Genomic DNA, 22,742 nt, shown 5'->3' with positions numbered 1-22,742 from the left:
TCGTCGAACTAGTAGGTCTCGGCGGACCGAACAGGATTCGGTAGCCTGGGCTCGACCGGCCTGGGTCGACAACGGAGTTCTCTGCTCACGCGCGCCGCGGGCAGAACGAGGTTCGGAGGTAGTGTGAGCTTCAACCTGGCCACGATCTTGCACGAGTCCGCGCTCGCCCAGCCGGAAAAGGACTTTCTGCGTTTTCCGGGTGGAATCCACTCCTACGCCGCGGTGGACGAGGCGTCCGGCCGGGTCGCGGCGGCGTTGCGCGCGCGGGGTTTCGCGCCGGGCGACAAGATCGCCGTGCAGCTGGCCAATGTGCCCGAGTTTGTGTTCGCGTACTTCGGGATCCTCAAGGCCGGGCTCACAATTGTCCCGCTGAACCCGCTGCTCAAGGCCGACGAGATCGCCTACCACCTGGCCGACTCCGATTCGCGGCTGCTCATCGCCGACACGGCGCTGGCCGGCGAGGTGGCGAAGGCGCTCGCCGAGGTGCCGGAGGTGACCGCGGTCGTCGTGGGCGGGCCGGACGGGTGGCCCGCCGGTGCGGTCGGGTTCGCCGAGCTGCTCGACGCCGAGGACGACGGCGACCTGTACCCCGGCGCGGCCGACGACACCGCCGTGCTGCTGTACACGAGCGGCACCACCGGACGTCCGAAAGGCGCCGAGCTGTCGCATTTCTCGCTGTACATGACGTGCACGATCGGCGGCCAGACGTTCGGCACGGGGCCCGAGGACGTGGTGCTCGCGGTGCTGCCGTTCTTCCACGTCTACGGCTTGTCCAGCATCCTCAACTCCGCAGCCCGCCACGCGCGCACGGTGTCGGTCGTCCGGCGGTTCGAGCCGAAGGCGGTGCTGGAGGCCATCGAGCGCGACCGCGTGACGATCATGGCCGGCGTGCCCACGATGTACCACGCGCTGGCCGTCGCCGACAGCTCCGCGTACGACACGAGCAGCCTGCGCATCGGCAGCTCCGGCGGCGCCGCGATCCCGGAGCAGGTGCTGCTGGCGTTCGAACAGAAGTACGGCATCCCCGTGCTGGAGGGCTACGGCCTGTCCGAGTCCGCGTCGACGACCACGGTGAACCCGGGCGCCGCCGACCGCAAGGTGCTCTCCATCGGCAAGCCGATCTGGGGCGTCCAGCTGCGCATCGTCGACGCGCAGGACCGGCCGCTGCCGGCCGGTGCCGACCACGTGGGCGAGATCGTGCTGCGCGGGCACAACATCACGAAGGGCTACTACAAGCGGCCTGCCGAAACCGCCGAAGCGTTCCGGGGTGGGTGGTTCCACACCGGGGACCTCGGTTACGTCGACGAGGACGGGTTCGTGTTCGTCGTGGACCGCAAGAAGGACCTCGTGATCCGCGGCGGGTACAACGTGTACCCGCGTGAGGTGGAGGAACTCCTCTACCGGCATCCGGCTGTCGGGGAGGCCGCGGTGATCGGAGAACCGGACGAGCGGCTGGGCGAGGAGATCGTCGCCGTGGTCTCTCTGAAGGCGGGTGCGTCGGCGGAACCGGAGGAGATCGTGGCGTGGGCGAAGGAACGGATCGCCGCGTACAAGTACCCGCGCCGGGTGCGGATCGTCGACGAGCTGCCGAAGGGGCCGACGGGGAAGATCACGAAGCTGCCGTTGCGGGGGCACTGAACGTCCACTGTGGTCGGAGGGTTCGGCTCGTTCAGTCGGCTCAGTCGAACGTGAAGTCGTACGCCTGAAGCCCCGGGGTGAGCGACAGTGTCAGCGTCGAATGGCGGGCCGCCGGGCCGGAAACCAGGGTGTAGAGCTTCGGCACGCCCGAAGCCGCCACTGTCGTGTGGGTGCCGTCGAGATCGACGATGAGCGTGCCCGTGCCGGCGACGAGGTGGACGGCACGGGCGCGGAAGTTCAGGCGCAGGCGCGCGGCCGGGCCCGCGGTGAGGGACTCGCCCGACGCGGTCCAGGTGCCGTCCAGGGCGAACGTGTCGGAGGAGACGGCGGCGGGGAAGTGCAGCGTGCGGGTCCGGCCCGGTGGTGGTTGGTTGCCGGTGATGTCGAGGGGCGCGTTGGCCGGGCCGAGGTAGGTCTCCGGCGTGGCGGCTTGCGCCGGGGTCCGGTCGGGGACGTCGGTGGGCGGCGGCAGGGGACCGGCGCCCGCGTCGGTGAGGAGGCCGCGGAGCTGCTGTTCGGTGTCCGCGTAGGCGCCTTCGCCGAAGTGGGAGCCGCGGACCTGGCCGGAGGCGTCGACGAGGTAGGAGGCGGGCCAGTACTGGTTGCCGTAGGCGTTCCAGGTGGCGTAGTCGTTGTCGATCGCCACGGGGTAGTCGACGCCGAGTGCCTCCACCTGGGCGGCGACGTTGGCGGGCTCGTGCTCGAACGCGAACTCCGGCGTGTGTACGCCGAGCACCACGAGCCCTGAATCGCGATAGGTGCGGTACCAGCTTTCGTAGTGCGGCAAGGCGCGCAGGCAGTTCACGCAGCTGTAGGTCCAGAACGTGACGAGCACGACCTTCCCGTGCCGGCTCGCGAGCGTCAACGGCCGCCCGCCGGGGGTGTTGAGCCACGCGGTGATGCCCGTGGGCTCGGGCGCGGCGGCGAGCTCGTGCAGGTTCGCGGTCGCGGAAGTGCCGGCCTCGAACGACTTCTGCAGCGCCGCGGTGTAGTCGGGCACCGCGCGCTGCAGGCCGGCGGTGAGGTCGAACGCCGTGGCCGCCGCGACCGCCAGCAGCGCGACGCCGGTGGTCACGCGGATCGCCCGGGCTCGGGTGCGCAGGGACCGGACGCGGCGGGTCAGCGCGTCGCCGGCCAGCGCGAGCGCGAGCAGCGGGATCCCGGCCCCGACGCCGAACGCCGCCGTGAGGACCAGCGCGCCGAACCCGATCCGGTGCGTCGCGCCCAGCACGGCGATGGTCGCGAGCACCGGGCCCGCGCACGGCACGTAGACGAGGCCGAGAGCGAGGCCGACGGTGAACCCGCCCGAGTCCGGGTCGACCGCGCGTCCGCGAAGGTGCGCGAACAGCCGTCCAGCAGCTCGCCGACGCGCCGCGAGACCAGGCCCAGCCCGAGCAGGGCGAGGACCGCGATCCCGGCGTCGCGCAGCAGGTCCTGTTGCAGGTGGAACGCGCTGAGCACGAGTGAACCGAACAGCGTCGCGAGGCTGAAGCTCGCCACGAGCCCGGCGACCACGCGCACGGGCCGGCGCGACCCGGCCGTGAGGACCACGGGCAGGACCGGCAGCACGCACGGCGAAATGCTCGTGACCGCGCCCGCGAGCAGACCGGCGAGCACAAGAGTGAGCATGGTTTCTCCCCGGGGATGAATTGCCCGTAGCTTAGCGGCTATTCGTAACCCGTCAAAATGGTTAGGACTTGAGACACGAAAAAGGCCGGTGAAGGCGGAATGCCTTCACCGGCCTGGTCGTGCCGGGGAGTGGGTCAGCCGACCTGTCGCGACGGGGACAGGGGCGGGTTACCGCGCTGGCGCGCCCGGTAGGCGGCGGCCTTCATCTTGTTCCCGCAGGTCGCCATGGCGCACCACTCGCGCCGCGACCCGCGGGAGCGGTCGAGGTAGACCTGGGTGCACTCGGGCCGGCCGCACTCCTTGAGCAGGTCGGCGTCCGGGCCGCCGAGGATCTCCACGGCCTCGCGAGCCACCGACGACAGCGCCTGCGCGGGGGTCGCTTCGAGCCGGCGACCCTCCGGTGTCAACTGCGGAACGGTCGAAGGATGCGCCGCGAACTCGTTGACCACGTCCATCGCCCGCAGGTCGGGCTCGTGGTGGGTCAGCCGCGCCGCGACCAGCGCGTAGATCGCCTCGCGCAGCTCGATCGCGGCGGTCACGTCCTGCGGCCGGCTCCCCGGGTCCGTGTCGATGACGCCCGACTCGCGGAACCACGCGTCGAGGTTGCGCGGTGAACCGAGCTTCTCCAGGGGTTCGGCGTTGCGCCGGGCGCGCAGGGTCCCGACGAAGTCGAGTGCCGGGTTCCCGCAGGGGAAGGCGTGCTCCATTGCACCAGTCTGACAGGTGACGAAAAAGAACGCAACAATCGCTAACCGGTAAAAGCAATTTAACTGGAATTGGCGGCAAAAATACGTAACCTTCTTGACTGGTGACGAATGCGCGTGCGAGAGTTTCGGCATCGCCACCGGGCCCCGCGGAAACCGCGGTTGGCGGCCCCCGTCCGGAAAGGTCTCGCCTTCGATGGATCCGACTGTCTCGCTTCTGCTCGTCCTGCGGAATCTGCTCGCCGTGTTGGGTTCGCTCACCGGCACCCTGGCGCTCGTTTACGTGGCTGGGGAGTACCTGTGATCACCACCGGCCAGTACCTGCACGTCGTCACCCGCGCGCTGACCGGCATGGCCGCGGTCGTCGAGCAGCTCGGCGACGACCTGGCCAACACCCGCCTCGAGCTGCCCGGTGCCAACACGCCGTTCGCGGTGCTCAACCACTGTCTCGGCGCCACGGCCTACTGGGCCGGCGAGGTCGTCTCCGGCCGCGCCGCCCACCGCGACCGCGACGCCGAGTTCACCGCCGCCGGCCCGGTCGCGCCGCTGCTCGACCGCGTGCGCACGACCGTGCGCCAGCTGAAGAAGGACGTGACCCGCGCGGATCCGCACGCGACCGTGCCCGCCGCGGTGGCCGGCCTCGGCGACCCGCTCGACGCCGGCGGCGCACTGCTGCACCTGTGCGCAGACCTCGTCCAGCACCACGGCCAGCTCGAAACCCTGCGCGACGTACTGCTCGCGCAAGCCCGCACCGCCGCCTGACCCCGAAGTTCTGTCGAGAAAGGACAGTTGCCATGACTGAAACCACCTACACCGCGGTTGTCACCGCCGCCGGCGAGGGCCGCAACGGCGGGCGCGCCACCGCCGCCGACGGTTCGCTCGACGTCACCCTCGCCATCCCGAAGGAGCTCGGCGGCAACGGCGGCGCGACCAACCCGGAGCAGCTGCTCGGCGCCGGCTGGGCGTCGTGTTTCCTCGGCGCGGTGAAGATCGTTGCCGCGCAGAAGAAGGTGAAGCTCGCCGACCTCGCCGTGGACGCCGACATCACCCTGCACAACGAGTCGGCCGACTTCTGGCTCAGCGCCGCCCTGCACCTCGAAGTGTCCGGTGTGGACCAGACGACCGCCGAAGAGCTGGGCCACGCCGCGCACCAGATCTGCCCGTATTCGAAGGCGACCCGGGGCAACGTCGAGGTCACCATCGACGCCACTGTCGCCACCGTCGCCTGACGGTGCGCCCGACCGACGAGGAGCACACCATGATCTCCCGGCGGGCGTTCGGGAAGGCCGTGGGAGCGGGGGCGGTCGTCGCCTCGCTCCCAGCCTTCTCCGCGGAGGCCTCGGCCGTCTCGGCCGTGGCCTCCGGGCTGGGTCCGGTCCGCCACGTGCGCACCGACCTGCTCGACCTCGCCTACCACGAGGTCGGCCCGGCCCGCGGCGACGTGGTGCTGCTCGGCCACGGCTGGCCGTACAGCCCGCACGCCTACGCCGAGGTCGCGCCCGCGCTCGCGCGCCGCGGCTACCGCGTGCTCGTGCCGTACCTGCGTGGCCATGGCGCCACCCGCTTCCGCGACGCCACGACGATGCGTTCCGGCCAGCAGGCCGCGCTCGGCGCCGACCTGATCGCGTTCCTCGACGCGCTCGGCGTCGAACGCGCGGTGTTCGGCGGCTACGACTGGGGCGGGCGCGCCCTCGACGTCGCCGCGGCGCTGTGGCCGGGGCGGTGCCGCGCGCTGGTGTCGGTCAACAGCTACCTGATCCAGAACCTGGACCCGGGCGTGCTCGCGTCCTCCCCGGACGCGCCCGGCACCGAATCAGCGCACTGGTACTTCTACTTCTTCTTGACCGAGCGCGGCCGCACGGCGCTGACACGTTCGCGGCGTGACCTGGCGGAAGTGGTGTGGCGGCGCAACTCGCCGCAGTGGCGCTTCACGAGCGCCGACCTCGACATCGCGGCCGCCGCGATGGACAATCCGGACTACGTGGACGTCGTCATCCACAACTACCGCGTGCGCCAGGGCGCGGCGCCGGGCGATCCTCGTTACGCCGGCCTCGAGGCGCGGCTGCTGGCGCAGCCACCGATCACAGTGCCGGCGGTGACGCTCGACGGGCTCGCCGACGGCAGCTTCCCGGCGACCGACGGCACGGCGTCGGCGAAACATTTCACCGGCCCGCGCGTGCACCACCGCGTGCCCGGGGCGGGGCACAACCTGCCCCAGGAGAAGCCGCGCGCGTTCGTGGACGCCGTGCTCGAAGCGGTCCGGTTGTGACCCCGCTCGGCGGCGAGGCCCCGGCCCCCTGGGCATCCGCCGGATCAGGAGCAGTGATGCACCCCGCCAAGACGCCCGTCACCTCGCGCGGCCGTGCCAAGCACGTGATCGCGGTGCTGGTCGTGCCCGATTCCGTGGCGCTGGAGGTCACGGTGGTGCACCAGGTGTTCGGGCCGCGGATGGCGGCGATCGCCGAGCTGACCGGCGATGCCGGCAGTGCGTACGAGGTGGTGCTCTGCGGCGAGGAGCCGCGCCAGGTGCTGTCTTCGGGCGTGGACTTCGGGGAGCTCGCGCCGCTGGAGACGCTGCTGACGGCCGACACGGTGATGGTGCCGGGCGTGGAGGAGCCGCTGGCGGAGCGGCCGCGGTCCGTGGTGCGGGCGTTGCGGGGCGCGGCGGAGGCCGGCGCGCGCATGGTGTCGTTCTGCGGGGGTGCGTTCCTGCTGGCCCGGGCCGGGTTGTTGGACGGGCGCCGGGCGACCACGCACTGGCTGTTCACCGAGGAGTTCTGCCGGGAGTTCCCGCAGGTCAAGCTGGAGCCAGGCTGCCTGTACGTGGACGACGGCAGGGTGCACACGTCGGGTGGGATCTTCTCGGCGACGGACCTCGCGTTGCACCTGCTGGCCGAGGATCTGGGCCAGGCTTACGCGGGGGATGTCGGGCGGCTGCTGGTGACGGCGCCGCGGCGGCCGGGTGGGCAGGCGCAGTTCGTGAAGGACTCCATCCGGATCGCGGGGGAGCCGGCGCTCGGTTCGTTCCTGGCGTGGCTGCGAGAGCACCTGCACGAGCCGTTGACGCTGGCCGGGCTGGCCTCGCAGGTGCACCTGAGCGAGCGGAGCCTGGTGCGGAAGTTCCGGCGGGCCACCGGGATGACGGTGTTCGACTGGATCAACCGCGAGCGCGTGGCGGCCGCCAAGGTGCTGCTGGAGACGACGGACCACCGGATCTCGGAGATCGCCGCGATGGTGGGGTTCGGGTCCGCGGAGACGCTGCGCCGCCACTTCGAACGCCAGGTCGGTACCACGGCGGGCAGCTACCGGGCCACCTTTCGCGCCACTCCGGCCGCGTCGTGACGAACCCGGCGCCGGGTGAGGCTCGATCTGGCGGGATTCGAGCGTCGGCCACGGTTCCCGCCAGCTAGCGTCGAAGAGCGGGGCCACGGTGGCTCCGGCGAGGAGGAAAACCATGCCGGCGTACGGATTTTTCGTCGAGTTCGAAGCGAAGCTCGGGAAGGAGGACGACGTGGCGCAGTTCCTGACCGCCGCGAAGTCCCTTGTGGACGCCGAACCGGGCACCTTGGCCTGGTTCAGCTTCCGCCTCGGGCAGTCGTCGTTCCGGATCTTCGACGCGTTCGAGACCGACGAGGACCGCGAAGCCCACCTCCAGGGTGAGGTCCGCCGGCAGATCGAGCTGCGCGGCGACGAGCTTTTCGCCGTGCCGCCCACGATCACACCGGTGGACCTGCTGGCCACGAAGCTCCCGCCGCACTGACCCTGCCGCGCCGCGGCGGCCGTGCCACGCTGGGTTGGTGCCCGAACCCCGTGACCCGGCCACCGCGTCCTCGCGTGACTTCGTCGGCTACGGCCGGTACCCGCCGCGCGTGCGCTGGCCCGGCGACGCCAAGGTCGTGGTGAACGTCGTCGTGAACTACGAGGAGGGGGCCGAGTACTCGATCCCCGACGGCGACGGCCGCAACGACGGCTGGGGCGAGTACGCCTACGAGGTCGGGCCCGAGGTGCGTGACTTCGGCACCGAGACGCACTACGAGTCCGGCAGCCGCGTCGGCATCTGGCGGCTGGCGCGGATCTTCGACCGGTACTCGGTGCCGGTGAGCGTCGGCGCGTGCGCGGTGGCGCTGGAGCGCAATCCGGCCGTCGCGGAGTGGATCCGCGAACGCGGCCACGACGTGATCGGCCACGGCTACCGCTGGCTCGACTACGCGCGGATGTCCGTCGACGAGGAGCGCGACCACCTGCACCGCGCGATCGCGTCGCTGGAGCGGACGACGGGCCAGCGGCCGCGCGGGTGGTACGTGCGGTCGTTCCCGAGCGAGCACACGCTCGACCTGCTCGTGGAGGAGGGCGGGTTTCTCTACGATTCGGATCCGTGCAACGACGAGCTGCCGTACTTTTCGGAGCTCGGGCTGCTGATCGTGCCGTATTCCAAGGTTTACAACTACACCCGCTACCTGCTGAGTCCGACCTACGGCTCGCCGGCGCAGTTCTTCGAGAGCCTGCGGCTCGCGCTCGACTACCTGTGCGAGGAAGCCGACGACGGCTTCGGGGCGCGGATGATGACCGTCGGGCTGCACCCGCGGTGGAGCGGTCAGGCCGGGCGCGCGGCGGCCGTGCGGGATTTCGTCCGATATGCCACGGAGCAGCCGGGTGTCCGCTTCCTGCGGCGGCTCGACATCGCGCAGTGGTGGTCGGACCACCACCGGGATTGGGAGCCGATCGGCCCTTGACGTGACTGTCCACAGTGGTCCTGGGTCGTTACGGTGTCCTCATGGTGGATGACGCGAGGACGGTGTCGGTGCCGGTCGAGGGCGGAGCGCTGGCCGTGGAGGTGGTGGCCGGGGCTTCGGCGCCGGTGCTCGCCGTTCACGGGGTGACCGGCAACCGGCGGTTGTGGAACTGGCTGCGGGCCGAGGCGCCGGACCTGTCGCTGGTGATGCCGGACCTGCGTGGGCGCGCGGGCAGCTTCGCGGTCGCCGGCCCGTCTTCGTTGCGGCAGCACGCTTCGGACCTGGTGCGGGTGCTCGACGCGCTGGGCCACCCGGTGGTCGACGTGTGCGGGATGTCCCTGGGCGGATTCGTCGCGGTGGAACTCGCCACGCGCCGGCCGGACCGTGTGCGCGGGCTCGTGCTGGTCGACGGCGGGCTCCCGATGGCCGTGCCGTCGGGCCTCACGCCCGAGACGGTGCCCGCCGCGTTCGCCCCGCAGCTGGAGCGCGTCTCGCGGCGCTGGGCGGACGTCGAAGAGTACTTGGCCTATTTCACGCGCGCCAACCCCTTGCTCGACGCCGCCGACCCGCTCCTGCGCGACTGCCTCGACCACGACCTGTCCGACGGCCGCGTCTTCCTCAGCCGGGAAGCCGTGCTGGCCGACGCGACCGACGTGTTCTTCGGCGAGTCACGCTGGCAGGAGATCACCGTACCGACCGAGCTGGTGTGCGCCGAGTGGAGCTCGGGGGCGGGCACGCCGCCCGCGTACAGCGACGAGGCTCTGGCCGGTTTCCGTGCCGCCGTGCCCTCCCTGCGCCGCCCCCGGCGCATCACCGGCGCCGACCACGCGGCCACGATCATGACCCACTCGGGCGCGGCCGTCGTCGGCGCGGCGCTGCACGATCTGCTGGCCCGATAGAGCCGTCGTCGAGTCGGGTGTTTCTCCTGCGCTTGACAATTATGACGGTTGTCATAGCCTTCGGGGGTGGCCGATCCCTGGTTCTTCTCCCGCTTGTCACCCGGCGTCCGCCTCGCCGGCACCATCCTCGACGGCGTACTCCAGGGCCCGGAGGCCGTGAAGACGCAGGTCCGCGCCGTGGGGGCGTGCTACTCGGGCATGACGGTCCGCTGGCGCCTCGACGCCGGGGACCGGCAGGTGGAGGAGTACACGGCCCAGGTCCGCGGCCACACCATCTTCGGCACCGGCACCTTCCACTTCGACGAACGCGGCGAGATCGACGAAATCGTGGTGAACCACCGTCCACTGGGGGCGGCGCTGGTTCTGGCGGGGCTGGCCGGGGGTGAGGGCGCGCCGGGGTTGGCGGTTTCCGAGGCTGTCGCTTCTGACGACGCGCCGGGTGCTGCTGTTGCCGCCAGCGGGGCGGGTTCGGCCGGTTCCGAGGGCGGGGTCGCTCCTGGTGATCCGCCGTCCGCGGGTTCGCATTGATCCGTTCCTGCTGCCGACTTCCCTGAAAGGACTTCCCCGATGGCCCGCCTTCTGTTGACCGAGTTCGGTGACCCCGCCACCTCCGTCCGCCTCGACGACGCCCCGGCTCCGAAGCCCGGGCCGGACGACGTTGTGGTCGAGATGCTCGCCGCCCCGCTCAACCCCGCGGACTTCCTGCTGATGCGCGGCCTCTACGGCGTCCGCCCGGCGCTGCCGGCGCCCCTCGGCGCGGAGGGCGTGGGCCGGGTCGTGGCGGGCGATGCCGGCGTGGTGGGCAAGCGCGTGCTCATCCTCCCGACCATGGAACAGGGCCTGTGGGCGGACAAAGTGGTGCTCCCGCGCCGAAACGTGCTGCCGATCCGCGAGGACGCCGACGTCCTGCAGCTGTCCATGCTCGCCGTCAACCCCGCCACGGCCTATCAACTGCTGCGCCTGCACGGCCCGCTGGAGCCGGGTTCGTGGATCGCCCAGACTGCCGCGAACTCCGCCATGGGCCGCTATTTGATCACCCTCGCGCGCCGAGCCGGCCTGCGCACCCTCAACGTCGTCCGCCGCCCTGCCGCGGCCGCCGAAGTCCTCTCCGCGGGCGGCGACCAGGCCGTCGTCGCCGACGACAACTTCCGCGCCTCCCTGAAATCCGCCCTGGCCGGCGAGCGGCTGTCCCTGATCCTCGACGCCACCGGCGGCCCGGTCGTCAAGGACCTCACCCGCGCCCTCGAAGACGGCGGCACCGTCGTCACCTACGCCTTCCCCGAAGGCGCCCCACGGATCTCCCCGGCGGACCTCGTCTTCCGCGGGATCACCCTCACGGGCTTCTGGCTGATGAACTGGCTCCGCACCGCCACGGCCGCCGAGGTGACCACCTTGTACTCCGACTTGGCCGATCTGGTGGCCACCGGCGAGCTGACGGCGCCGGTCGAGGCGACGTATCGGCTGGAGGACTACGAGGCAGCCTTCGCGCACTCCCTGACTCCTGGCCGCCGAGGCAAGATCCTCTTCACCTTCGGCGAGTAAAGGCCAAGCGAACAAGAAGAAAGCCGCAAGTCCCCAGGACCTGCGGCTTTCCCCAAGAGCAAAACCTCAGTGCCCCACAGCCGCCCGCACCGACTCCTTCAGTGAGCCCAGCGTGGCGATCACCGCGGTCGGCTCGTAACCACAGTGCGCCATGCAGTTGTCGCACCGAGGGTCCTTGCCGCGGCCGAAGGCGTCCCAGTCGGTGTCCTCGATGAGTTCCTTGTAGGTCTTCGCGTAGCCGTCGTCGAGGAGGTAGCACGGGCGCTGCCAGCCGAGCAGCGAGTAGGACGGGATGCCCCACGGGGTGCACTCCAGGTCGCGCTTGCCTTCGAGGAAGTCGAGGAACACGGGGGAGTGGTTGAGGCGCCAGCGTTTGCGGTTGCCGCCGCCGAAGGCCTTCGTGAAGAGCTCGCGGGTCTGCTGCACGCCGAGCCAGTGTTCCTGGTCCGGGGCCTTCTCGTAGGCGTACGCGGGCGAAATCTGCATGTTGTCGACGCCCAGGTCGTTGAGGAAGTTGAGCACGTCGACGACGTCTTCGGCGGTGTCCCCGTCGAAGAACGTCGTGTTCGTCATGACCCGGAAGCCCTTTTCCTTGGCGAGCTTGATCGCCTCGACGGCCGCGGCGAACCCGCCCTCCTTGCGCACCGACGCGTCGTGGCGGTCTTCGAGGCCGTCGATGTGCACCATCCACGCGAAGTTGTGGTGGGGCTTGAACTTGTGGATGTGCTTGTGCAGCAGCAGGGCGTTGGTGCAGAGGAACACGATCTTGCGCCGGTCGAGCAGCTGCCGCACGATCTCGTCGATCTTCGGGTGCATCAGCGGCTCACCGCCGGCGATGGACACCATCGGCGCGCCGCTCTCCTCGATGGCGCCCACGGCCTGCTCCACTGGCATGCGCTGCTTGAGCAGGGTGTGGGGTTGCGCGATCTTGCCGCAGCCGGCGCACTTGAGGTTGCAGGCGAACAGCGGCTCAAGCTCGACCAGCAGCGGGAACTTTTCCTTGCGCAGCAGCTTCTGCTTCATCAGATAACCGCCCAGTCGCACGGACTGACGCAACGGCATGGCCATGGCTCAGAGCACCTCCCGAGGTAGGGTGAAAGTGATTTCTTCCTCCGTCAGCCGATTTTCGGCGACGGTGACCGGCCCGAGTCCGCGCAGGCTCGCCACGACCTCGTCGACGAGGTGCGGCGGCGCCGAAGCGCCCGCGGTGAGGCCGATCCGGCCCGCGCCCGCCAGGCGGCGCAGGTCGATGTCCGAAACTCCGTCGACCAGCACGGCCGGCGTTCCCTCGCGCTCCGCGACTTCCACGAGCCGGCGCGAGTTGGACGAATTGGCGGAGCCCACCACCAGCACGAGGTCGACCTCGCGGGCGATCGCCCGCAGCGCCTGCTGCCGGTTGGTGGTGGCGTAGCAGATGTCGTCCTTGCGCGGCGCCGAAAGCCCGGGGAACCGCTCGCGCAGCACGGACGCGATCTCCTCGGCCTCGTCGAGCGCCAGCGTGGTCTGCATGGTGTACGCGACACCCTGAGTGGCGGGCACGGTCACGGTGCGGGCCGCCGCGACGTCCTCCACCACCACGACCGAACCGGGGGCCTCCCCGACGGTGCCTTCCACTTCTTCGTGCTCCGCGTGCCCGATCAGGAACACCGTGTCGCCGCGCCCGCTGTAGCGGCGCACCTCGTTGTGCACCTTGGTCACCAGCGGGCACGTCGCGTCGATCACCGACAGGCCGCGGCCGGCCGCGTCGCGCCGCACCGCCGGGGTCACGCCGTGGGCGGCGAACACGAGCGTCGCGCCCTCCGGCACTTCCTCGACCTCGTCGACGAACACCGCGCCGCGCTCCTGCAATTCCCGCACCACGTGGGTGTTGTGCACGATCTGGCGCCGCACGTACACCGGCGCGCCGTGCTTGGCCAACGCACGGTCCACGATGTCGATCGCCCGCTCCACGCCGGCACAGAACGAGCGCGGGCTCGCCATCACCAGCTGCCGCGGCCCGGTCGCGGCGGCCCACGCCGTGAGCGCGGGCACGGCCGCCCGCAGGCTGCGCAGCCCGGCCAGGCCGTGGGAAACCGTGGCGGGCCGCACCAGTGGTGCGCCGACCGTGTCCACAATGGACCGCACGACGGCGAACGGCTGCCCGGCAGCGGCCAGCCGGTGTGACTCCATGTCGACCGCCAACGCGCCCGACGAGGCCAGCGAAGCACGTTCCCGTTCGCCCACCACGTGGTCGACCCCGAGTACCGGTCCGACGTGGACGGTCAGCCCGAGCCGCCGCAACGCGCCGGCCAGCAGTGCGGCGGTCGGCACCTCGACCACTCCGTCGGGCCCGCGCACCTCGTCGGCCACCACGACGTCACCCGGTCGCACGTGTGACGCGAGCCCGCCGCCGATCCCCGCGACGAGGCGTGGCCCGGAAGGCAACCGGGCCGCGGTCGCTGCCGCCCGCCGAGGACCGAGGCCTGTGCGCACTACCGGCAGGCCGGCCGAGCGCAACGCGGCCCGCTCGATCCGCAGCGGCGCGCACAACACGGCCGGCCTCACGAGGAGCTCCGCACGTACCGGCCCAGCGCCGACAGGGGGAACACCACGCGGTAGAGGTGATACGAAAGGTAGAAGTCGCCGGGGAAGCCGGTGCCGGTGTGGAAGTCCTCGTCCCAGCCGCCGTCTGCGCGCTGCTGCTCGCAGAGCCACGCCACGCCCTCCGTCGTCGCGGCGGAGTCTCGCTCGCCGGCGGCCAGCAGCGCGAGCAGCGCCCACGCGGTCTGCGACGGCGTCGACTCGCCGCGGCCCGACCACTTCCCCGGGTCGTCGTAGGAGCGCAGGTCCTCGCCCCAGCCCCCGTCGGGATTCTGGTGCTCGGTCAGGTACCGCACGGCGCGGCGGATCCGGACGTCGGACGCCGGCATCCCGGCGAGGACCAGCGCGGGGACGACCGCGCCCGTGCCGTAGACGTAGTTCGCGCCCCACCGGCCGAACCACGAACCGTCGGCCTCCTGGTTGTCCAGCAGCCACTTGACGCCGCGGCGGCATTCGGTCGTGTCCGCCTTGCCCTCGGCCGCCAGCATCTCCACGACGTGCGCGGTGACGTCCGCCGACGGCGGGTCGATCACGGCGCCGAAGTCGCAGAACGGCAGCTTCGTGGCGAGCACCTGCGTGTTGTCCGCGTCGAACGCGCCCCAGCCGCCGTCGCTCGACTGCATGCCTTCGAGCCACTTCACGCTGCGGTCGATCGCCCCGCGGATGCGCAGGTGGTCGGGCCGGCCCATGCGCCGCAGTGCCAGCACCACCTCGGCCGTGTCGTCGGTGTCCGGGTAACCGTCGTTGGCGAACTCGAACGCGAACCCGCCCGGCGCCAGCGTGGGGCGGCGCACCATCCAGTCGCCCGGCACGGTGATCTCCTCGCCGAGCATCCACTCCGTCGCGCGCACCAGCGTCTCGTCGCCGGGGGAGACGCCCGCGTCGAGCAGCGCGGTCATCGCGAGCGCGGTGTCCCACACCGGCGACTGGCACGCCTCGAGCCGGCGCACCCAGCCCTGCTCGGTCTCCTCGCGGATGGTGAAGTCTTCGAGACCTTCGAGGCCGGCCTTGAGCGCGGGGTGGTCGAGCGGGTAGCCGAGCAGGTGCAGCGCGAGGATGGAGTACACCCACGGCGGCTGGATGCCGCCCCACGAGCCGTCGGACTCCTGGCGCGCCAGGATCCACTCGGCGGCCTGGCGCATCGCGACCTTGCGCACCGGGTTGAACGGCAGCTTCGCGTACGTGTGCAGCGCGGTGTCGAGGTTCTGGAACACCCCGTCCCACGTCCACGGCGCCGCGGACTTCTTCGGGCTCTCACCGACGCGCAGCTCCGCCACGTCGAACGGCAGCTTTCGCTTCGGCCGCAGCGTGCCGACGATCGTGAGCGGCACGATGGTCTGGCGTGCCCAGCACGCGAAATCGTAGACGTTGAGCGGAAACCAAGACGGCAGGAAGATCAGCTCCGGTGGCAGGTTCGGCAGGTCGGCCCACGACCACTGCCCGAACATCGCGAGCCAGATCCGCGTGAACACGCGGGTGCTCTCCAGGCCGCCGTTCGCGCGAATCCAGCCGGCCGCCTCGACGAGCCACGGCGCGTCGGCCGGGTCGCCGGCCAGCCGCAAGGCGACCCACGCCTCCACGGTGGTCGACAGGTCCGCCGGGCCGCCGGGGAAGTTGGCCCACGTGCCGTCGTCGCGCTGCTGCGAACGGATCCAGCGCGCCGACTCTTCTTTCTGCTGTTCGGTGAGGATGCCGAGGAACTGGCGCAACAGCAGGTCTTCGGCGTCCATCGTGACATTGGTGGCGAGCTCACCCTTCCACCAGCCGGCCGCGTCCTGCTCGCCGCGCAGGAACTCGACGCCGGCGGCGAGGGTTTCTTCCGGAGTACGCGAGCGTTCGCGCGGGGTGTCCGAAGTGGACGTCCCGGGGACGGTCTGCGTCATTCACGCCTCCCTGTGCACGATGAAGCGTGCGATGCCGATGAGCTCTTGGCGTGGCCCGGAACGAATTGCCGACAGCGCTCGCTCGGCCGTCTCGACGCGGCGGGCGGCCTCGGCCGTGGTCCACTCGCGGCCGCCGGCCGACTCCACGAGCGCGGCGACGCGCGCCAGCTCGGCCTCGTCACCCGTTTCCTCACCCGCGAGCCACTCCGCGAGCTCGCGGCCTTTCGCACCGCCATGGGTGATCGCATAGGTGACGGGCAACGACTTCTTGCGCGCCCGTAGATCGGAGTACACGGGCTTGCCGGTCACGGCCGCGTCGCCCCAGATGCCGAGCACGTCGTCCACGAGCTGGAACGCCAGCCCGACCTCTTCGCCGAACACCGCGAGGGCGTCGACGGTCTCGGCGGGCGCGCCGGCGAGCACGGCGCCGATCGCGGCGCTGCAGGACAGCAGCGCGCCGGTCTTGCCGCCGGCCATGGTGACGCACTCGGGCAGCGTCACGTCGTCGCGCTGCTCGAACTGGACGTCGAGCACCTGGCCGTGGATGAGCCGGCGGGTGGTCTCCGACAACAGCCGCGCGGCGGGGATCGCGTGCGGGGAATCGCTGTCCAGCACCACTTCCTGCGCGAGCGCGAGCATCGCGTCGCCGGTGAGGATGGCGGCCGGCGCACCCCACAGCGCCCACACGGTGGGCCGGTGGCGGCGTTCGGTGTCGCCGTCCATGAGGTCGTCGTGGACGAGCGAAAAGTTGTGCACCAGCTCGACGGCGACGGCTCCGGGCACGCCGGTCTCGGCGGGCGCGCCGGCGGCCAGCGCCGAGAGCACCGCGAGCGCGGACCGCACGGCCTTGCCGCCGTTGCCGCTCACCGGCGCGCCGTCGGCGTCGGTCCAGCCGAGGTGGTACGCGCTGATCGCGCGGCTGGTCTCGTCCAGCCGGCCGACGGCCTCGCGCAGCGCGGGCTGCACGACGTCGCGGGTGCGGCCGAGTGCTGCCGGCACCGCAGGGGCCGCCTCGGCGGCGGGTCGCATGGTGGCGGTCATGCTCCGACTCCCTCCTTCTCCTCGTGCACGTTGTTCTCGAGGAGGGCGGTCGCCGCGGCCGCACCGCTGCGGGCAGCGCCCTCCATCGTCGCGGGCCAGCCGGTGGCGGTCCACGCCCCGGCCAGGTAGAGCCCCCGCGCGGACGTCTCCGCGGCCGGACGCAGCGACGCAGTGCCCGGGCCGGGCCGGAACGTCGCGTGCCGTTCCCGGGTCACGAAGAAATCCAGCACCTGCGCGCCGCGAGCTTCGGGCAGCAGCCCGGTGAGCTCCGGCAGCAGGCGCTCGCGCAACGTCGCGGTCGGCAGGTCGATCAGGTCGTCGGCGGCCGAGAGCGACATCGCCAGGTATTGCCCCGATTCGAGGCCCGACTGGCGCGTGCGGTCGAAGACCCACTGCACCGGCGTGCGCACGCCGGCCACGAACGGCTCGTCCAGCACGTGCCGGTCGAGCACCACGTGGACGTTCACGATCGGCGAGCTGCCCAGCCCGCCCGACCAGCCGGGCGGCAACGGGATCGCGCCCGGCGGCGCGAGTTTCTCCGTGACGGGCGGGGGAGCGGCGAGCACGACGTGGGCGAAGGTGGCCTCGCCATCGTCGGTGCGCACGCGCCAGCCGCCGGCCGTCTCCTCGATGCCGCGCACCTTCGTGCCGGTCCGCACGTCGGCGCCGGCCGTGGTGAGCGCGTCGAGCGCCGCGTCGCCGTGCAGCTCGCGCAACGGCACGAGCGACCAGCCGATGTCGGCCGCGGCCGGGTCGGTGAGCAGGCCTTCCTGGAACACCGTGGCCGCGAGGGCCAGCGACGCTTCGTCGGCCGTCGCGTTGAGCGTCGCGACGCCGACGAGGTCCCACAGCGCCTCGATCGCGGCGGCGCTCTGCCCGTGGCGGCGCAGCCATTCGCCGAACGACTGCCGGTCCGTGCGGTCGTCGGTCGGGTCCACGCGCCGCAACGCCAGCGCTGCCAACGCGAAGCGCGCGCGGTCGAGCGGGCGCAGCGGGTCGTAGCGCAGCAGGGACGCAGCCAGGTGCAGTGGCGCGGGCAGGTCGCCGCGGCGCAGCCACGTCGACTCCGTCGAACCCGGCGTGCGGATCGGGATCTCCAGGCGCGGCTGCAGCATCACGCGGTCGGCGACGCCGAGGCGGTTCAGCAGCGCGAGGTAGGCGGTGCAGCAGCGGAGAAACACGTGCTGGCCGTTGTCCACGTGCAGCTCGCCGCGCGTGAACGAGTGCGTGAGCCCGCCCAGGTGCGGCCGGGCCTCGAACAGCGTCACCGAGCGCCCGGCGTCGGCGCAGCGCAGCGCAGTGGCGATGCCGGCGAGCCCGCCGCCGACGACCGCGACCTCGGAGGTCATCGGCCGATCCCCGTGAGCGCCCGAACCGCGACCACCGCCTTTTCCCTGCCGGACAAGGAAAGCCTGCGGTCGAACACGAGCGAGGGCTGCTCGTCGATGCGGTCGAGCAGCGTGCGGTAGATCCCGGACATCGCCGTGCAGCACGCGGCGCTGCGGCGGTCGAGCGAGGGCACGAGCTGCAGGCCGCGGGCGTACCACTCGCGAGCGCGGGCGGCGCTGAAGTGGACCAGCGCGGTCAGCCCGCCGCCGTCGTCGGCCAGCCGGCCGTCCTCGCCGACCTTCAGCTCCACGCCGAACTTGTCGAGGTCTTCCTTGGGCAGGTACACGCGCCCGTTGAGGAGGTCTTCGCGGATGTCGCGCAGGATGTTGGTCTGCTGCAACGCGATTCCGAGCTCGTCGGCGTACGTCGGTGCCTCGGGCTCGGGCCTGCTGCCGAACACGCCGAGGCACAGCCGCCCGACCGAACCGGCCACGCAGCGGCAGTACTCCACGAGGTCCTCGAACCGCACGTACTCGCGGCCGGTCACGTCCATCTCCACGCCGTCGAGCAGCTCCTCGAACGCGCCGAGCGGGATCGGGTAGCGCCGCGCCGCGTCGGCGACCGCGACGTACACCGGGTCGGCGCCGGCGGACAGGTCACCGAGCGACTTGCGGATGTCGGCCAGGCCCTGCAGCTTCGCCTCGGGCGCGAGATCGCCGTCGCCGATGTCGTCGACGATCCGGGCCAGCGCGTAGACCGCGCACAGCGCCGAACGCTTGTCGGGCGGCAGCAGCCGGATCCCGTAGTAGAAGTTGCGCGCCTGGTCCTTGGTGACCAGTGCGCAGTGCTCATACGCCTCTTCGACCGTGCTCATCCCGACCGCCTCCCCGTCCTGGGCTCACCCACCTGCAGCCACACGAGCCACGCCAGCACACCCGCTTTGCCCGGCTTGGCCTGCGTGGCGAGTACGTCTCCGTTCGTCTCCCGCAGCGCGTCGACGGTCGCCAGCCCGCCGGCCACGAATCCGCTCACGGCCAGCCGGCCCCAGCCGGACAAGAGCCCGACCAGACCAGCGCCGCTGCCCAGAAGGGCCGCGGCGCGGTCGATCTCGAAGCGCATCAGCTCTCTCAGCCGGCGCGACGCCCGCGCCGCGCCGAGCTCGTCTTCGGTGACGCGAAAGGCCGCGAGGTCCTCTTGTGGCAGGTAGATCCGGCCGTTCCCGTGGTCCTCGGCCACGTCCTGCCAGTGCTCCAGCAGCTGCAGCGCGGTGCACACGCGGTCCGAGAGCTCCTCAGCGTGCGCGTCGTGCACGTCGAACAGCCGCAGCACGATCCGGCCCACCGGGTCGGCCGACAGCCGGCAGTACGCGCGGAGGTCCTCATACGTCGCGTACCGCGTCACGTGCTGGTCTTGCAGATTGGCCTCGACCAGCCGGCGGAACGGTTCGAGCTCCACCCGCCCCGCGCGCATCGCGGGCACCAGGCCACGGATCACGGGGTCGGTGGGATCGGCGCCGTCGAAGGCGGCCGACAGCTCGTCCCCGAACGCCTTCAGCAGCGCGCTGCGGTCGCCTTCGGCTTCGTCGCCGAGGTCGTCGATCGTGCGCGCGACGGCGTAAACGGCCTGCAGATCCGACCGGAGCCGCCGGGGCAGCACTCGGAGCGCGACCGGGAAGTTCTCCGCATGCCGCTTCTCCCGCAGACCGTCCGTGTCCGCTGCGTGACCGCCAGGTGAAGTCGATCTCATTGCACACAGTCTGACTCGCACGGATGGGCGGCTTCTGCGACCGGAAGAAGAATTTTGCTGGCTTCGACTTGGCACGAGCGGACAAAGTGGGGTGAGGATAAGGCGGACCGAACCCATAGACCTGCTACCTGCTACGGAAGGACGAGCTGCGCTCATGGGATCAGACCAGGTGACCCGTCTGGGTGAGCTGGAGACCGTCGTGACCAGGCGACTCCCGGCCATTCTGAACGAGGTTCGTGATCAGCTCGTCGAGCAGCACCCCGACTACGCTGCGTTCCTCACCGAAGAGCTGGCGGAGATCGTGACGGCCAGCGCCGGGTTCGTGCGCCGGCTCATCAACCTCGCCGAACAGCCGGACGAGAACCTGCCCGAGCTCGGCTCGGGCGTCGAGCAAGTGGTGTTCGAGGAGATCGGGCGGACGCAGTACCGCCAGGGCCGGCGCGTGACGAGCCTGCTCTCGGCCTACCGCGTGGGTGCGCGGGTCGCGTGGCGCCACGTGTCGGAAGCCGCGCTGGACCTCGAGGTGCCGGCGGAGCTGTTCGCCTCGCTCGCCACCACGGTGTTCGCGCTGGTGGACCAGCTGTCGGAGTCCTCGCTCAAGGGTTACCTGCAGGAGCAGTCCGATGCCGTGCGCATGCGCGAGCGGCTGCGCGACGAGCTGACCGAGCTGCTGCTGTCCGACCGCGCCGACGGGGCGGCGGTGCAGGCCGCCGCGCTGCGGGCGGAGTGGCGGCTGCCGCGTTCGGCGACGGTGGTGCTGGTGGAGGACGAGAACCAGCTGGGCCGCGACCTCGTGGCGCGGCTCGACGACACCTGCCTGCGGCTGCGCCGGCCGGGCCAGCTCGTGACGATCGTGCCGGACCCGGGTGGCCCGGGCCGGCGCGCGTGGCTGGCCCGGGCGCTGCGTGGCGGTGGCGCGGTGGTCGGGGCGACCGTGCCCGTCGACCGGCTCCCGGCGAGCCTGCGGATCGCGGAGGTGACCGCCCGGCTGCGCCGCGACCGCCTGCTGTCCGACGACCCGGTTTTCGCCGACGAGCACCTCGACGCGATCATCGTGCACCGCGACGACCGGCTGCTGGAGGTGCTGCGCAAGCGGTCGCTGGCGCCGCTGGACGACCTCAACGACTCCTCGCGCGAGCGCCTGCAGACCACGCTGCGCTCGTGGCTGCTGCACCTCGGCGACCGCAAGGCCGTGGCCGAGGACCTGCACATCCACCCGCAGACGGTGTCCTACCGCCTCGGCCGCCTGCACGAGCTGTTCGGGCCCGCGCTCGACGACCCGGAGGCCAGGGCGACGTTGCTGCTGGCCCTGGCCTGGGGTCCGCCCGGGGGACAGCCGACATCGGAGTGACTCAGGGAATAACCCCGAGGACAGAGTTGGTTAGCAGGGCTAAGTTGTTCACGGACGGCGAAGACGAGGCGAGACACAGGAGACGCTTGCAGGCATGACTTGGGGCGAGGGAGGTGCCGTGCGCGGTCCGCTGGGCGACCGGTCAGCTTTCGGCGCCGAACCGCGTCGCCAGCGCGCGGTACGCGCCGGGCAGCGCGCCACGCAGCGCGACCGGCACGCGCAGCCAGCGGGGCACGTAGTAGTCACCGGGCCGCTGCGTCGCGCGCACGACCGCAGCGGCCACGCGCTGCGCGGACACCGGCCGTGGCGTCGTGCGGGTGTAGGGCCGGCCGCGACGCTCGAAGAACGCGGTGCGCACCACGCCGGGCACGACCACGCCGACGTCCACGCCCGTGCCGTGCAGCTCGAAGCGGAGGCTGTCGGCGAACGCGTCGAGCCCGGACTTGGTCGCCGCGTACACGGCTTCGCCCGCGACGCCGGTGCGCCCGGCGATCGACGTCACGAAGACGATCCGGCCGCGGCCCCGCGCCAGCATGCCGGGCAGCAGCGCGCGGGTGAGCTCGAGCGGCGCGGTCAGGTTCACGGTGACCAGCCGGGAGAGGAGCTCGGAGGAGAGCTCGGGCAGGGGACCGGCCCAGCCGAGGCCCGCGTTGTTCACGAGCGTGTCGACGCGGCCGGTGACGGCCAGCGCGCGTTCGGCCAGTTTGCCCGCGGCTTCGGGGTCCGCGAGATCGGCTTCGAGCGCGGTGCCGCCGGTTTCCGCGGCGAGCGCGGCCAGGCGCTCGCGGTCGCGTCCGTGCAGCAGAACGTGGGTTCCCGCGGCGGCGAGCAGGCGCGCGGTGGCCTCGCCGATTCCCGAGGAAGCGCCGGTGACCAGCGCTGTGCCGCGGGGAGCGGGCATCAGACGGCGGTGAGCGCGGGCTTGTGCGAGGCCATCCGCAGCACGATGCCCTCCGAGCGCAGCGAGCGCCGGAACCACAGCAGCGAGCCGACGATCGCCAGCGCGACCAGGCTGTATGAGCCCGCAGTGCTGACCATGAGGAAGTTGCCGACCGTCGCTTTCGCGAGCATCACCAGCGTCACGGAACCGTTCACGGCGAACACCAGCGCCCACAGCACCGACACGCGCTGGAAGAAGCGCCGCATGCCGGGGTGGCCCGACAGCGTGTCCGGGAACGAGCAGAAGTCACCGGCCAGCCGCGCGAGCAGCGGTTTGTTGAACGGCGCGGAGACGAGGAACAGGCTGGCGATAACGAAGTTCTGTAGGGTCGGCTGCAGGAAATACAGGAAGGCGCTGCCGGTGGCCAGGCCCAACGCGGTCCGGGCGATCAGCAGCACGGACGTGAGCCACAGGACCGCGGGGACGGGCTTGCGCATCACCAGGCGCGTCACGATGACGACGACCGACCAGCACAGCGCGGCGATGACCCCGCTGTCGAAGCTGACCAGAGTCAGGAGGAGGTAGAAGAGGCCGGCTGGTACGAGAGTGGACTCCAGCAGATGCCGACCCCCGCCCACGACCAAGTTGCGGAACGACGGGAGGTCGATCGTCATGTGGTGTCGCATGCGGTTCAAGTACCTCCGGTGCGGGGTGACCATCCCCCCAACGGCCCACGAATTTTTCAACAGCATAGGCACGGCGGATGGGAATGGTGTGAGGTGAGTAT

At 71.4% G+C, this 22,742-nt stretch carries 22 protein-coding genes; 11 read left to right on the top strand and 11 right to left on the bottom strand.

Going from position 1 to position 22,742, the window contains the following annotated elements:
- The first annotated feature begins 123 nt into the window (after positions 1–123).
- Positions 124–1,638: a long-chain fatty acid--CoA ligase gene (locus tag AB0383_RS14905; RefSeq protein WP_366187509.1), complete on the top strand. Its 1,515-nt coding sequence runs from the start codon at positions 124–126 to the stop codon at positions 1,636–1,638.
- A gap of 40 nt (positions 1,639–1,678) precedes the next feature.
- On the opposite strand, the gene AB0383_RS14900 is transcribed toward AB0383_RS14905, so the two are convergent.
- A complete protein-coding gene (locus tag AB0383_RS14900; RefSeq protein WP_366187507.1) occupies positions 1,679–2,887 on the bottom strand; it encodes a thioredoxin family protein in 1,209 nt (402 codons plus the stop codon).
- 514 nt (positions 2,888–3,401) lie between these two features.
- A complete protein-coding gene (locus tag AB0383_RS14895) occupies positions 3,402–3,974 on the bottom strand; it encodes an ABATE domain-containing protein (protein WP_366187505.1) in 573 nt (190 codons plus the stop codon).
- A gap of 297 nt (positions 3,975–4,271) precedes the next feature.
- Between AB0383_RS14895 and AB0383_RS14890 the strand changes: the two genes are divergently transcribed.
- The 9 genes from AB0383_RS14890 (at position 4,272) to AB0383_RS14850 (ending at position 11,145) form a co-directional block, all read left to right on the top strand.
- Positions 4,272–4,733 carry a DUF664 domain-containing protein gene (locus AB0383_RS14890; RefSeq protein WP_366187503.1) on the top strand — a complete coding sequence of 154 codons (462 nt, stop codon included), beginning with the start codon at positions 4,272–4,274 and terminating at the stop codon, positions 4,731–4,733.
- A 32-nt stretch (positions 4,734–4,765) separates the two neighbouring features.
- Positions 4,766–5,200 (top strand): organic hydroperoxide resistance protein, encoded by a 435-nt coding sequence (locus tag AB0383_RS14885; protein ID WP_366187501.1) that lies wholly within the window; start codon positions 4,766–4,768, stop codon positions 5,198–5,200.
- A 29-nt stretch (positions 5,201–5,229) separates the two neighbouring features.
- On the top strand, positions 5,230–6,240 hold the full coding sequence (locus tag AB0383_RS14880; RefSeq protein ID WP_366187499.1) for an alpha/beta hydrolase: 1,011 nt from the start codon (positions 5,230–5,232) through the stop codon (positions 6,238–6,240).
- A gap of 56 nt (positions 6,241–6,296) precedes the next feature.
- On the top strand, positions 6,297–7,313 hold the full coding sequence (locus AB0383_RS14875) for a helix-turn-helix domain-containing protein (RefSeq protein WP_366187497.1): 1,017 nt from the start codon (positions 6,297–6,299) through the stop codon (positions 7,311–7,313).
- 112 nt (positions 7,314–7,425) lie between these two features.
- Positions 7,426–7,731, top strand: a complete 306-nt coding sequence (locus AB0383_RS14870) for an antibiotic biosynthesis monooxygenase (protein WP_366187495.1) — start codon at positions 7,426–7,428, stop codon at positions 7,729–7,731.
- 37 nt (positions 7,732–7,768) lie between these two features.
- The gene (locus tag AB0383_RS14865) at positions 7,769–8,704 is read left to right on the top strand and encodes a polysaccharide deacetylase family protein (protein WP_366187493.1); all 936 of its coding nucleotides are present in this window, start codon (positions 7,769–7,771) and stop codon (positions 8,702–8,704) included.
- A 41-nt stretch (positions 8,705–8,745) separates the two neighbouring features.
- A complete protein-coding gene (locus AB0383_RS14860; RefSeq protein WP_366187491.1) occupies positions 8,746–9,603 on the top strand; it encodes an alpha/beta hydrolase in 858 nt (285 codons plus the stop codon).
- 66 nt (positions 9,604–9,669) lie between these two features.
- Positions 9,670–10,131, top strand: a complete 462-nt coding sequence (locus AB0383_RS14855; protein WP_364175512.1) for a hypothetical protein — start codon at positions 9,670–9,672, stop codon at positions 10,129–10,131.
- Between the two features lie 39 nt (positions 10,132–10,170).
- The gene (locus tag AB0383_RS14850) at positions 10,171–11,145 is read left to right on the top strand and encodes a zinc-dependent alcohol dehydrogenase family protein (RefSeq protein WP_366187489.1); all 975 of its coding nucleotides are present in this window, start codon (positions 10,171–10,173) and stop codon (positions 11,143–11,145) included.
- A gap of 66 nt (positions 11,146–11,211) precedes the next feature.
- On the opposite strand, the gene hpnH is transcribed toward AB0383_RS14850, so the two are convergent.
- The 7 genes from hpnH to hpnC are packed head-to-tail and all read right to left on the bottom strand — an operon-like array spanning position 11,212 to position 19,724.
- On the bottom strand, positions 11,212–12,213 hold the full coding sequence (gene hpnH, locus AB0383_RS14845; protein ID WP_364175517.1) for an adenosyl-hopene transferase HpnH: 1,002 nt from the start codon (positions 12,211–12,213) through the stop codon (positions 11,212–11,214).
- A 3-nt stretch (positions 12,214–12,216) separates the two neighbouring features.
- Positions 12,217–13,689, bottom strand: coding sequence for a 4-hydroxy-3-methylbut-2-enyl diphosphate reductase (gene ispH / locus AB0383_RS14840; protein WP_364175519.1), 1,473 nt, complete (start codon positions 13,687–13,689; stop codon positions 12,217–12,219).
- Positions 13,686–15,608 (bottom strand): squalene--hopene cyclase, encoded by a 1,923-nt coding sequence (gene shc, locus AB0383_RS14835; RefSeq protein WP_366187486.1) that lies wholly within the window; start codon positions 15,606–15,608, stop codon positions 13,686–13,688. The genes ispH and shc overlap by 4 nt, the downstream gene beginning before the upstream one ends.
- Positions 15,609–16,649: a polyprenyl synthetase family protein gene (locus AB0383_RS14830; protein ID WP_364175525.1), complete on the bottom strand. Its 1,041-nt coding sequence runs from the start codon at positions 16,647–16,649 to the stop codon at positions 15,609–15,611. It abuts the gene before it with no gap.
- Positions 16,646–17,998, bottom strand: a complete 1,353-nt coding sequence (hpnE, locus tag AB0383_RS14825; RefSeq protein ID WP_364175528.1) for a hydroxysqualene dehydroxylase HpnE — start codon at positions 17,996–17,998, stop codon at positions 16,646–16,648. Before hpnE ends, AB0383_RS14830 begins: the two co-directional genes overlap by 4 nt.
- The gene (gene hpnD, locus AB0383_RS14820) at positions 17,995–18,852 is read right to left on the bottom strand and encodes a presqualene diphosphate synthase HpnD (RefSeq protein ID WP_364175530.1); all 858 of its coding nucleotides are present in this window, start codon (positions 18,850–18,852) and stop codon (positions 17,995–17,997) included. Before hpnD ends, hpnE begins: the two co-directional genes overlap by 4 nt.
- The gene (gene hpnC, locus AB0383_RS14815; protein ID WP_366187483.1) at positions 18,849–19,724 is read right to left on the bottom strand and encodes a squalene synthase HpnC; all 876 of its coding nucleotides are present in this window, start codon (positions 19,722–19,724) and stop codon (positions 18,849–18,851) included. The genes hpnD and hpnC overlap by 4 nt, the downstream gene beginning before the upstream one ends.
- A 154-nt stretch (positions 19,725–19,878) precedes the next feature.
- Between hpnC and AB0383_RS14810 the strand changes: the two genes are divergently transcribed.
- Complete coding sequence (locus AB0383_RS14810; RefSeq protein ID WP_364175536.1) at positions 19,879–21,075, top strand: helix-turn-helix domain-containing protein; 1,197 nt, start codon at positions 19,879–19,881, stop codon at positions 21,073–21,075.
- A 142-nt stretch (positions 21,076–21,217) separates the two neighbouring features.
- Here AB0383_RS14810 and AB0383_RS14805 read toward each other — a convergent pair whose 3' ends face one another.
- On the bottom strand, positions 21,218–21,976 hold the full coding sequence (locus AB0383_RS14805) for an SDR family NAD(P)-dependent oxidoreductase (RefSeq protein ID WP_364175539.1): 759 nt from the start codon (positions 21,974–21,976) through the stop codon (positions 21,218–21,220).
- A complete protein-coding gene (locus AB0383_RS14800) occupies positions 21,976–22,629 on the bottom strand; it encodes a VC0807 family protein (RefSeq protein ID WP_364175542.1) in 654 nt (217 codons plus the stop codon). The genes AB0383_RS14805 and AB0383_RS14800 overlap by 1 nt, the downstream gene beginning before the upstream one ends.
- Positions 22,630–22,742 lie beyond the last annotated feature (113 nt).

The organism is Amycolatopsis sp. NPDC051373 (assembly GCF_040689465.1).
In the GTDB taxonomy this organism is placed as follows: Bacteria; Actinomycetota; Actinomycetes; order Mycobacteriales; family Pseudonocardiaceae; genus Amycolatopsis.
The sequence above is the reverse complement of the archived record's forward strand: the minus strand, read 5'-3'. Positions and strand labels throughout refer to the sequence as shown.